This is a genomic window from Zobellia sp. 1_MG-2023, from assembly GCF_030549125.1.
GTDB classification, from domain to species: domain Bacteria; phylum Bacteroidota; class Bacteroidia; order Flavobacteriales; family Flavobacteriaceae; genus Zobellia; species Zobellia russellii.
Window position 1 is genome coordinate 363,441 of the sequence record NZ_JAUOSY010000003.1, and the last position, 12,014, is coordinate 375,454.

The 12,014-nt window shown below is 38.3% G+C and carries 12 protein-coding genes; 3 read left to right on the forward strand and 9 right to left on the reverse strand.

What is annotated here, in order from left to right; all coding sequences use genetic code 11:
- Positions 1–33 precede the first annotated feature (33 nt).
- From priA to nadC, 4 genes are read right to left on the reverse strand one after another with little or no spacing between them, the layout of a single operon-like run.
- Entirely contained in the window at positions 34–2,490 is a 2,457-nt protein-coding gene (gene priA, locus Q4597_RS08955; protein WP_303405933.1) for a primosomal protein N', read from the reverse strand.
- Between the two features lie 16 nt (positions 2,491–2,506).
- Positions 2,507–2,947 carry a DUF2147 domain-containing protein gene (locus Q4597_RS08960; protein ID WP_215439007.1) on the reverse strand — a complete coding sequence of 147 codons (441 nt, stop codon included), beginning with the start codon at positions 2,945–2,947 and terminating at the stop codon, positions 2,507–2,509.
- Complete coding sequence (locus tag Q4597_RS08965; protein WP_215439006.1) at positions 2,944–3,912, reverse strand: YihY/virulence factor BrkB family protein; 969 nt, start codon at positions 3,910–3,912, stop codon at positions 2,944–2,946. Before Q4597_RS08965 ends, Q4597_RS08960 begins: the two co-directional genes overlap by 4 nt.
- Positions 3,913–4,770 carry a carboxylating nicotinate-nucleotide diphosphorylase gene (nadC, locus tag Q4597_RS08970; RefSeq protein ID WP_303405935.1) on the reverse strand — a complete coding sequence of 286 codons (858 nt, stop codon included), beginning with the start codon at positions 4,768–4,770 and terminating at the stop codon, positions 3,913–3,915.
- Between the two features lie 130 nt (positions 4,771–4,900).
- Between nadC and rlmH the strand changes: the two genes are divergently transcribed.
- Positions 4,901–5,374 carry a 23S rRNA (pseudouridine(1915)-N(3))-methyltransferase RlmH gene (gene rlmH, locus Q4597_RS08975; RefSeq protein ID WP_303405937.1) on the forward strand — a complete coding sequence of 158 codons (474 nt, stop codon included), beginning with the start codon at positions 4,901–4,903 and terminating at the stop codon, positions 5,372–5,374.
- A 102-nt stretch (positions 5,375–5,476) separates the two neighbouring features.
- A complete protein-coding gene (locus tag Q4597_RS08980) occupies positions 5,477–6,511 on the forward strand; it encodes a bestrophin family protein (RefSeq protein ID WP_303405939.1) in 1,035 nt (344 codons plus the stop codon).
- A gap of 166 nt (positions 6,512–6,677) precedes the next feature.
- Here Q4597_RS08980 and serA read toward each other — a convergent pair whose 3' ends face one another.
- From serA to Q4597_RS09005, 5 genes are all read right to left on the reverse strand, one after another.
- Positions 6,678–8,570 carry a phosphoglycerate dehydrogenase gene (gene serA, locus Q4597_RS08985; RefSeq protein WP_215439002.1) on the reverse strand — a complete coding sequence of 631 codons (1,893 nt, stop codon included), beginning with the start codon at positions 8,568–8,570 and terminating at the stop codon, positions 6,678–6,680.
- A gap of 143 nt (positions 8,571–8,713) precedes the next feature.
- Positions 8,714–9,514, reverse strand: coding sequence for an alpha/beta fold hydrolase (locus tag Q4597_RS08990; RefSeq protein WP_303405942.1), 801 nt, complete (start codon positions 9,512–9,514; stop codon positions 8,714–8,716).
- Positions 9,501–10,199 (reverse strand): DUF3307 domain-containing protein, encoded by a 699-nt coding sequence (locus Q4597_RS08995; RefSeq protein ID WP_303405943.1) that lies wholly within the window; start codon positions 10,197–10,199, stop codon positions 9,501–9,503. Before Q4597_RS08995 ends, Q4597_RS08990 begins: the two co-directional genes overlap by 14 nt.
- Positions 10,200–10,808 carry a SatD family protein gene (locus tag Q4597_RS09000; protein ID WP_215439000.1) on the reverse strand — a complete coding sequence of 203 codons (609 nt, stop codon included), beginning with the start codon at positions 10,806–10,808 and terminating at the stop codon, positions 10,200–10,202. It lies immediately after the preceding gene.
- 83 nt (positions 10,809–10,891) lie between these two features.
- A complete protein-coding gene (locus Q4597_RS09005) occupies positions 10,892–11,344 on the reverse strand; it encodes an isoprenylcysteine carboxylmethyltransferase family protein (protein WP_303405944.1) in 453 nt (150 codons plus the stop codon).
- Positions 11,345–11,431: 87 nt separating this feature from the next.
- Here Q4597_RS09005 and Q4597_RS09010 point away from each other — a divergent pair, with 87 nt between their 5' ends.
- Complete coding sequence (locus tag Q4597_RS09010) at positions 11,432–12,001, forward strand: non-canonical purine NTP diphosphatase (protein ID WP_303405945.1); 570 nt, start codon at positions 11,432–11,434, stop codon at positions 11,999–12,001.
- The last annotated feature ends 13 nt before the right edge of the window (positions 12,002–12,014 follow it).

Here is a 12,014-nt window from a genome sequence, read left to right on the forward strand (position 1 = left end):
CAAATGGTGTTCGGGATTTTTTTTGATTCACCCTTAAATATGGTCTACATTATAGATAACCCGTACACTACGATACTGTGAAACGGAATTAAACGATTTTTCTATTCTCTTCATAGCCATTTTCGTCTTTACAACAGATTGGGCATGTGGTATCTTTATCAATACGTTTTTTAAGAAAAGATTCCGCACTCTGGCCACCGGCGGATACTCGGGCCCTAGTACATTACCCCCTAAAGTTGCACGAAGTGCTTTTGCAAACCATTCTGTTGCTTCGTTCAGACGGTTATACTCCCTATGCTTAAAAGTGATTTTTATTATTCTATTACTGGGAGGATATTTATACTGTTCCCGCTCGTACAACTGCTCATTGAACATAGTATCATAATCATGGGTAGATACCTGTTGCAAAATTTGGTGGTACGGATTATAACTCTGTATTAAAACTTTACCTCTTTTTTTGGTACGCCCTGCCCTACCCGCTACTTGTGTCAATAGTTGAAAACAACGTTCGTGCGCCCTGTAATCCGGAAAATTCAGAAGAGAGTCCGCATTCATAATACCTACCAAACTCACATTTCTGAAATCAAGCCCTTTGGTCAACATTTGCGTACCCACAAGAATATCCATCTCTTGTTGCTCAAAAGCGGTTATTATCTTTTCATATCCGTGTTTACCACGAGTGGTATCTAAATCCATACGCCAGGTCTTAGCATCTGGAAATAAGGTTTCCAGCTCCTTTTCCACCTGTTCTGTCCCAAATCCTTTGGTATCCAAAGTCTGGCTACCACAGGCTTGGCAGCTTACCTGCAATGCCATATGATACCCGCAATAATGACAGCGTAATTGTTTTTTATATTGATGATAGGTTAAACTTACATCGCAATTGGGGCACTGGGGCGAATGCCCACAAGTAGTACATTCCATTATTGGTGCGTACCCTCTTCTATTTTGAAATAAAATTACCTGCTCGCCTGCCTCCAGAGCTTCTTCGATCGCCAGAAACAAGCGTTCCGAAAAATGTCCCTTCATACGGCGCTTACGGCTCTGTTCCTTTATATCTACCAATTCAATATCCGGCATAAGCACATTTCCGTAACGCCGGGTAATTGCCGCATATCCGTATTTTCCAATTTTTGCATTGTAAAAACTTTCAATACTTGGTGTGGCCGACCCTAACAGAACTTTACTATCATGTAATTTTCCCAACACTATAGCCGCATCGCGCGCATGATATCTTGGCGCCGGATCAAACTGCTTAAAAGAACTCTCGTGCTCCTCATCAACCACAATGAGCCCTAGATTGGAAAAAGGCAAAAACAAAGCGGAACGCGCTCCTATGACTATTTGCGCCTTATTTTTGCTGGTCAAAACATTGTTCCAAGCCTCTACACGCTCCTGCACACTGTATTTGGAATGATACACCGTTATTTTTTCACCAAAATAATTCTGTAAACGAGAAATAAGCTGGGTGGTCAAGGCTATTTCAGGTAGAAGGTAAAGCGCTTGCTCTCCTCTTTGCAAACATTCTTCTATCAGTTTTACATACACCTCTGTCTTTCCCGACGAAGTTACTCCGTGTAAAAGAGTAATCTTATCCGCTTTAAAACTCTCGGTTATATCGTCAAAAGCTTGTTGCTGATATTCGTTTAAATCCTTTAAACTATAGTTTTCTTCCTCTCCTTCATAATTGACCCGGTCTGTTCTTATAAAGTACTCTTCCAGGATTCCTTTATGTACTAGCGATTTTATAACCGCTTTTGACCCCCCACTGGTTTTTTCAAGCTCGTCAACTTTAATTGGCTTTTTATTGGCAGCTTGTAATTGAAATAAGGATAGAACCACTTGGCTTTGCTTGGGAGCCCTGGACAGATTGGTTAAAAGAGCTTCTAGTTTTTCTTCCGAAAGGTATTCTTTGCCCAGTTTTACATAACGAACCAATTTAGGCTTATACTGCTCGTACATTTCTTCTTTAAGAAGAATAACATTCTTTTCTATTAGCCGGTTCAATACCGGCAGAATATTTTTTCGTTCAATAATAGCGCTTACCTCCTGCACTTTTAGTACAGCCTGATGCTGTAACGCTTCATAGACCAAGAACTCATCATCCTCCAGTCCAGATTCATCTATCTCCCCACTATTGTTCCGTAGAATAAGGGTCTCGCTTTCCAATAAGAAAGCTCCAGGTACGGCACTCCTGAAAACCTCGCCAATAGTACACATGTAATACTCAGCAACCCATTGCCAGTGTTTTAACTGAATAGTATTAATAATTGGGTCTTCATCCAGAATACGGTCAATCTCCTTTGCTTCGTATATTTCAGGGGCATTGGTATGCACCTTGTGAACCAAGCCCGTATAGACCTTAGACTTTCCAAAAGGCACTCCTACCCGCATACCAGGACGCAAAAACTCAGCCTCGGTTTCAGAAACGGTGTAGGTAAATAGTTTCTCTAAAGGAATCGGTAATATAACATCAATAAAATACTGCATACAGTGGGGTGAAAATCTATCCGTCTACCCGTACCCAAGTCTGGGTGCGGTAAATAAAGGCCAAATACCCTCTTACTTTAAGTTCATCAGGATTATCTGGGTTAAGCCAAATTTTACATCTAAAGGTCATTGCCTGCTGAGGGTCAAAAAGAGTATCTCCTTTATAAACCCCGTTCCCATGGTGTTCTGCATCTTCAATAATGGTCATACCCAATACAGGCTTGTCTTTCATATCTCCCTCGCATTTGGTGCAAATAAAGTTTTCCTTTCCTTCTTCCACTATTTCAATCACCTTACCATGCATTTTTCCATCTTCTTCATAAATTTCGATAATGGCTTTTGGTTTACCGGTGCGGTCATCTATGGTTTTCCATTTTCCGAATACACTTTGGGACTGCCCCATTGGAAGCATTGATAAAAACAGGAAAATTAAACTCGTAATATTGGTTACACTCATCTTCTAGAATATGTTTTTCTTAAAGAGTTCAATGAAGCATTAAGCTCGAACCCGAGCAACAATATATTAGAATTTAGCCAGATATATACCATAAGTATCAACAAACCTCCTAAAGCTCCGTATAATTCATTATATCTAGCAAATTTTTCAACATATACCCCAAAAAGATATGATGTAAGCATGAACAATAAGGTAGTCATTAAAGCTCCAACAGAAAAGAAGCGTGCATGTTTACCCTCCATCGTACCAAAATAATACAATATAGCCGTTGTAAAATAGGACAGTATAACAAAGAAGAGCACCTTACCTATCTGAGCTCCAACAATATCATTCTCAGTAAGATCATAACCACGTGTTTTGGCTGCCCAAACACTTAAGTAATCCGTAATATAAAACTCAAAATACCCGTAGGTAACAGCACCCACAATGAGCAAAATGGACAGGATAAGCCCCACCATTAAAGCATAAAGATATTGACGGAAAAAATTTCTGGTAAGCTCTACATGATACGAATTTTCAAACCCTCCAAAAATGGCATTTACCCCATTGGCCATCAGAAAAATGGAAAACAAAAAAGCCGAGGATAGCAACCCACCTCTTTTCTGGTCTTTTATTTGCTGATAAATATCCCCAAAATAATCACTTGTAGCCGAAGGTAAAAAAGACTCTAAAAAAACAAGGAACTGAGAATCAAAATTTTCATTGCCCACACTTACGTAAGGCAGTATAAAAGGTATTAAGGTGATGAGAAATATAAGTAACGGAAACAGCGCTAAAAACAAACTAAACGCAATGGAACTGGCACGTGTAGAGATAGCCCCACGGAAAATACCAAGAATATACATTTCCATTAAATCATAGAGCGATAGCCCCTCAAAAGCCGGTAATTTTATTCGTTTTAAGAAACGAGCAAGCCGGTTAATGACAGGAATTTTTTCAATTCTATCCTCTATCTCCTGCGACATTTACACCGCTTTTAAGCTTAAATCCATATTGTAGACAGAATGTGTTAGCGCTCCAGAAGAAATATAATCCACACCACACTCCGCATATTTACGCAAGGTATCTTCGTTTATCCCTCCCGAAGATTCCGTTAGGCACGTATCACCAATTAACTTTACCGCTTTACGGGTATCTTCATAATTAAAGTTATCTATTAGAATACGGTAGACACCACCGGCTTCAAGAATTTGCTCTATCTCATTTAAGTCCCTAGCTTCAACTATTATCTTAAGGTCTCTATTGGTTTCCTTTAAATAGTCTTTTGTTTTCTGAACAGCCCTGCCAATTCCACCCGCAAAATCTATATGGTTATCCTTAAGCATGATCATATCATAAAGAGCGAATCTATGGTTTTCTCCACCCCCTATTTTTACCGCCCATTTCTCCAAAGCACGAATGCCGGGCGTAGTTTTTCTTGTATCAAGAATTTTAGTTCCCGTACCCTCTAGCAACTTTACGAACGAATTTGTTTTGGTTGCGATGGCGCTCATACGCTGCATAGCATTCAAAACCAATCTTTCTGCCTTTAAAATGCTCTGTGATTTTCCTGTGACATAAAAAACACTATCACCATGTTTTACCGCCGAACCATCTTCTATAAGTGTTTCTACCTCCATACCAGGGTCTACATACTTAAAAACTTGTTTAGCGAATTCCACACCCGCAATAACACCTTGGTCCTTTACCAATAATTTAGCCTTACCCGTTGCTGTATCTGGAATACAAGCTAGAGAACTATGGTCTCCATCTCCCACATCTTCACGAATAGCGTTGATTATGATATACTCTATTTCTTTTTGAAATTGTTCTTTGGAAATCATCTATGAAAATTTACTTAAAGCTAAATTAGTAAATTGTTGGGGGTTTATAGACTTTACCCCAAGGGTTATTTATAAGAACTGCTTTGGATAGGAATAACGAGTTTTTATTATTTCAAATTATATTTGCAGCATGACCATAAAACTCATCGCTATCGGAAAAACGGATAGCCAGGCATTGTTGCAACTTATTAGCGAATACGAGAATAGATTGAAGCACTATGTTAAATTTGACCTGACCATTATACCCGACATTAAAAACACCAAAAACCTCTCTGAAACCCAACAAAAGGAAAAGGAAGGTGAACTTATCTTAAAACAATTGACCAATACGGATGTACTGGTTCTCCTAGATGAAAACGGAAAACAGTTTTCATCCGTAGATTTCTCTGCCTATCTACAGAAAAAAATGAATGCCGGTCTTAAACAACTAGTTTTTGTCATAGGCGGGCCGTACGGTTTCAGTCCAGAAGTTTACAACAAGGCACAGGGCAAGATAAGTCTGTCTAAAATGACTTTTTCACACCAAATGGTACGTTTATTTATAGTGGAACAAGTTTACAGGGCATTTACCATTCTACGTAACGAACCTTATCACCACAGGTAGAACAATACCCTATTCTTCAACCGTTCAATCTAAAAAAAACCTCTTGTAGCTCATATTAACAAATCAACTTTTCTACATTAGCAGTCTAACAAAAAAATTGCCATGATTGTTACTAAAGGAATTCCGTTTAAGAAGTTATTTGATTTGTCTTTCCACCATATAATTTGGCTATTTCTATATATGGGTAGTGTTGCCGTGCTATACCGTTTTAATATTATTTCGTACGAAGTTCCTTGGTTACCAGTCTCCGTAATTGGTACCGCTGTTGCCTTTTATGTTGGTTTTAAAAACAATCAATCCTATGACAGAATGTGGGAAGCCCGAAAAATATGGGGAGGAATAGTAAATGGTAGCCGTACATGGGGTATGTTGGTAGATGGGTACATAACTAACATGAATGCCGTAGAAAAACACGATGAAGAGGACTTACACGCCATTAAAAAAAGACTTATCTACAGGCAGATAGGATGGCTTTACACCCATAGAGAACAATTATTGGTATCTACCTCTTGGGAACATGTTTCACAAGGTGGCTTGACCACCAAGCACGCCCAAAGACTTGAAGATAACTTTGGTGTGGGTATCATAAGTGACCATCTAGAACATCGTCAATTAAAAAACTTTCTTTCTAAAGAAGAATTTGAACGTTTGGTGACCAAAGCCAATACTGCTACGCAAATTATAAATGAACAATCCAGAGATTTACGAGAATTACGCAAAAAAGGATTAATTGACGATTTTAGGCATATTAAGATGCAAGATGTTTTGCGTACTTTTTATGAATTACAAGGTAAGAACGAGCGAATTAAAAAATTTCCCTTCCCCCGCCAATACGCAAACATGAGCTATTACTTTGTCGGTATATTCATTTTTCTATTGCCATTTAGTATGATGCCCGAAGTGCTAGATTCCGGAACCGCCAACCTATGGCTTGCTGTACCAATCTGCGTATTGTTAGGATGGATATATGTTATGATGGAATTAATTGGGGATTATTCTGAAAATCCATTTCAGAGAATGGCGAATGATATTCCTATGCTTTCGCTTTGCAGAACAATTGAAATAGACCTTAGGGAAATGCTGGGAGAAACAGAACTGCCACCTCCGGTAAAAGCAGAAAAAGGGGTGCTTATGTAGTTTTATATTGTAGTGATAGCATTATAAATTAAAAGTTGCTTATGCCCATCCTGCCTAGAGTCGCAACGGACCTTAACGGAAGTAGGCCAAGAAACATTTACATAATAACACATAAAAAAAGCCCTAATTAAAGGGCTTTTTCAATTCTTATCATTTAGAGAAGGGTTTAGTACAATACTCTAAACTTAATGGTATTCTCAACCTTTTTAAGGGCTTTGATTACGTCTTTATTATATTCCTTATCCAAATCGGTTATAACGTAGCCAACCTCACTATCCGTAGAAAGAAATTGTCCTGAGATATTTAAACCATACGTAGCACATACTTCGTTGATTTTTGCCATAATGCCAGGAACGTTCTTATGAATATGCAAGAAACGGTGTGCGTTCTGTTGTTTTGGCAAACGGATGTTAGGGAAGTTTACCGCATCTACCGTATTCCCAGAATTGATATAGTCCATAATTTTATTAGGAACAAAATCAGCTATATCACGTTGTGCCTCTTCAGTACTACCACCTACATGAGGCGTTAGGATAACATTCTTTAAACCTTGAAGCGGTGTATAGAAATCACCATTGCTACGAGGCTCCTCAGGATATACATCAATTGCAGCACCTCCAATTTTTCCGGATTTTAGACCATTGGCCAAAGCTTCAATATCTACAACAAAACCTCTAGAAAGATTGATAAGCATTGCGCCGTTTCTCATTTGGCTAATTTCTCTTGCGCCAATGAAATTCTTGTTTGCCTTGTTATCATCTATGTGTAAGGTAACTACGTCCGAAACATTCAACAAGTCCTCTAACGTATTGCACTTTTTAGCATTACCTAAGGACAACTTATCCTCAACATCATAGTAATACACACGCATACCTAGAGCTTCCGCCAAAATAGAAAGTTGCTTACCTATATTACCATAACCAACAATACCAAGATTCTTACCACGAACCTCTCTTGAACCTTCGGCGGTTTTTTGCCATTGCCCACTATGAATTTCGCTACTTCTAGAGAATACACTACGCATAAGCATAATGATTTGCCCAATAGCCAATTCCACAACGGAACGGGTATTACTGTACGGAGCGTTAAAGACTACAACGCCGTTTTTCTTGGCATGCAGCAAATCTATTTGTGTAGTACCGATACAGAACGCACCAACAACCAAAAGTTTATCCGCCGCATCCAATACTTTTTGCGTCACTTGGGTCTTAGAACGAATACCCAATACATGAACACCTTTAATCTTCTCTATAAGTTCTTCTTCTCCAATACTGTGTTTTACCAGTTCTACTGAAAAACCATCATCTGACAGGTTTTTGAACGCATCAGGGTGAACATTTTCCAAAAGAAGAATTTTAATTCTGTTCTTGGGATAAGAGATATTACGAGGTAAATCGTTTACAAAAAGAAATTCATCCATATTAGGTGTGATATAATCTGCATTTTTTGCCGCTTTTTCGCGATGCACATTTTCCGTGTACGCAAAGAATTTATCGGCAATACCGGCTTCGCGCATTACATAATCGCTATACCCATCTCCAATAACTTGAACTTCTCCTTCTAAGTTCATGTTTTTAAGACATTCTATTTTCCCGTTATGCTGAGAAAGCACATTTTTAGCATCAAAACCAATAATATTTCCTTCTTTATCAAATTCAAAGGTATTTGCATATACCCTATCCGATGGAATATTATACTCCTTAACAATAGGGTCTATGAACTCTTTAAACCCGCAAGAGATGACATAAATATCATCCGAAAATTTTTCAAAAAACTCTTTGTTTGAAGCAATAGACTTTGAAATTTTATGGCGCAACTCCTCAACTAACGGCCCTAAATCATCTTTATGGGCGTTTAATAATTTTATTCGTCTTTCAAGTGATTCGGTAAAGGATATATCTCCGTCAATACCCAGATTTGTAATCTCTTGAATTTGACTAATGATTTCGTCTCGGTTAGACTTGCCTTCCAAGGTCATTTCGGCCAGTACATCCAAAGCTTCTACCCTTGTTAAGGTGCTATCAAAATCGAATACGTATTTTCTACCTGTTTCTACCATGTCTTTGCTAAAAAATTAAGCAACAAAAATAAAGATTATTTCTGTCCAAATTGGACTAATGTTGCTAAAAGTTATCCTTATAACTAATCTAGTTCTTTTTGATAGGGATTTTCATTTTAATAAGAATGATAAAACGTACTGTGCTAATCTAGAAAAGAGAGTATCGCCTTTGAAAAAGCAGGAGTTTTATATGTTCCGTTATGGTCTCCGTCCACAATTACAAATTCGCTTTTGGGAATAGCTTGATGTAATTCCTCCGGACTGCCATTGTCCAAATCTTCATTACCCGCTATGACCAAAACTTTGGCCTGCACATAACTTAAATGACTTTTTCTTGTATACGGCTGAAAACGCTGTTGCAAGTACAGACTCCTAAAATCCGCATTTACGGATTTAGCATAATCTACCGCTTCTTGGGTCTCTTCCGTTACCCTGCCGTTAAATGCCTGCATAAACTTTATTTTTCGGGGCCACCGGTAATGGGTGAAATCTATTCCCATACCGCCCAATACCGCTTTTTTTACCCGTTTATCCTTCAACAAGAGTTTGGCAAGCACAATACTCCCTCTAGAATACCCAACGGCCATATATTTTTTAAGCCTAAGGTGCTGCATGAGAAACATAATATCCATGATTTCTGAATCTAAGCTATATGCATCTTCCGTTTGCGGTTTGTCCGATTCTCCGTTACCCCTTAAATCAAGCGCAACCACCCTAAAACCTTCGGCCAATAGGTCAGCCTTTAAACTTGTATCTTCCCACGATTCCTTGGTATTTATGAACCCGTGAACCAACAACACAACATCTCCTTTACCTTCATCCGTATAGGCTATTTTTGTATCATCAAACGAATTGAAAAATTGGGTCTGAGCCGATAATTTGGTAACGAACATGAACGGCATCACCAAAAGAAAAATACGAAGTGTACGCTTATACATTAACATAGATAATCCCTGTAATTACAGCAAGTCCAAAACTTAGCAATGTTCCTATTAAAATATATTCCGTAAGTTTCCTGTTGTTGCTTTCCTTTAAATCGTTAAAGCGAAAAACAGACTTTGCCCCTATCAAAAGCCCTATAGCCTCCCATCTGCCCATAATAATGAACATAAGAACAAATAACCTTTCTATTATTCCAATATACTTTCCGGCATTGGGCAAAGATTTATGATCCAGTTCAATTTTATCGGACATGGCTTCCAACAACTTCCCCATAATAATCGCAGCAGGAGAACTAACAAATACAAGAGCGGTTACCAACGGCCAATCCAAACCTTGAAAAAGAGCTACCGTATGCTCTGTTAGGTTTCCATAGTATACACAGCAGTACAGTACGGCCACATGCAGTATCTGATCTATGAAAAAAGGAATGCTCTTGAGACGGAATTTTGGAGTTAAGTATAGTTTTAGCAAATCGATAACATAATGCGAAACCATAATAACCAATGCTATTTTCCAAAAATTTAAATCCCAGACCAAAAGCATGGTCAAGGCAAAGTGAAGCAGGACGTGTGCGTATAAGTATTTAGACTTCTCCTTATTAGCTTCCTTATGAACTACCCAACGGTTGGGTTGCAGCAAAAAATCACCTATTAAATGTGCCAATAAAAGTTTTGTAAACAGAACCATCTAACCTAAATCTTTTAAAGTTTTTGAATAGTACCCAAGCAACTCCAGAACCAAATCTAGACGTGCTCTTTTTTGACGTTGACTTACCGCAGATTGTTTAATATTAAGCCTTTCGGCGATTTCCCGTTGTGAAGCATTGGGATTGTCTAGCGCCAATACAATTATTTCTGCCGATACGGTGCTCCAATCATCCATAAAGTGCAGGGCCAACTTAAGCATAAGATTTAAGGTGTCATCAAAAAAGCCATTGCCCGTAGCTATGGTTAAATTAAGCTTATCCTCTTTTAGTGATTCAAAAGTTCTACCGGATCTATGATAAGCCGGACCGTTAGACTCACTAACCCCCACCCCCTTAAACGTTTCATTACCCAAACCAATACCCATACGGACATCTAGCCCTTTTACGGTCTTCATTAAAGCCTTGATATATATTGCCGCTTGCAAAGCATCTTCCTTTGCTATTTTTAACTGAAACTCATCTCCTCTGTAAACCTCCCAATCTACTGGCGATTTACCTAGTTTGGATAAGTAATCCTTAAGAATGCCCAACCACTCCGATGAGTTGTAACCCTCGGAATTAATAATATCTCCTGTTATTATTGCTACCATAAATAATATAAGCTAAAACGCTAATATATTAAAATATAAGCTAAAACGCTAATATTTTTATTTATAAGTCAAAATGCTTATAATCAAAACCATCTTCGCACATTTAGACAGTACTGCTTGTACTCCTTTCCAAAAAGCTCCAAAAGAGCCATTTCTTCAGGAATAATCTGAAACCTGTTCATATACGCCACAAAACCGGCAGCCAATAACGTATTAAAGGCATTCCCTAACCAAATGCCCAAAGCCAGTAACAATATGAGCAATGCCAAATACATAGGGTTTCTAGAATAGGCAAAAATTCCTCCATAAACCAATTTACTTGCTTTAGAAGGTTTGGTCGGGTCTATAGTGGTTCGCTGGCGAAGAAACTGAAAAAGCGCAACACCAGCTACAAGCCCGGCAAACACTAATAAGCCATAAATCAAATAATACCTACCAAAAAAATCAAAATAACCAAAAGGCAAAAAAGTAGCAAGCAAATACATAAGACCTGCAAAAATCAAGAAAACAACTGCTGGAGGTATCTTCAATTCCATAGAAAGAAATATTTATAGCATATCAAAATTACTACTTTTGAGATCGGTAAATGCATCCAAGGAAAAACAATCTTAAAATTGGTCTATATGAAACTTGTTTTCGCTACGCATAACAAAAATAAACTTGAAGAAGTTAAAAAAATCGTACCTCCACATATAGAATTGGTTTCCTTAACGGACATTGGTTGCTTTGACGATATTCCGGAAACAGGGGCTACTTTGGAAGAAAACGCCCATATAAAAGCAGACTACGTTACCAAAAACTACGGCCTTGCATGCTTTGCCGACGACACAGGACTCTTGGTAGATGCATTAAATGGTGCTCCAGGCGTTTATTCCGCCAGATACGCCGGCACAGATAAAAATTCCGATGACAACATGAATAAGCTTTTAGAGAATCTAAAAAGCAAAAATAATCGCGCTGCACACTTTAAGACCGTTATAGCTCTGAACATCGATAATGAAAAATATGAGTTTAGCGGTATCGTAGAAGGAGAAATAACAGAAGCAAAAAAAGGCGATAAAGGTTTTGGGTACGACCCTATTTTCCTTCCCAATGGTTATAATGAGACCTTTGCAGAACTTCCTTTGGAAACCAAAAACGCCATTAGCCACAGGGGCCGAGCCATGAGAAAATTAATAGATTTCCTCCAATAACGGCTATTTCAAT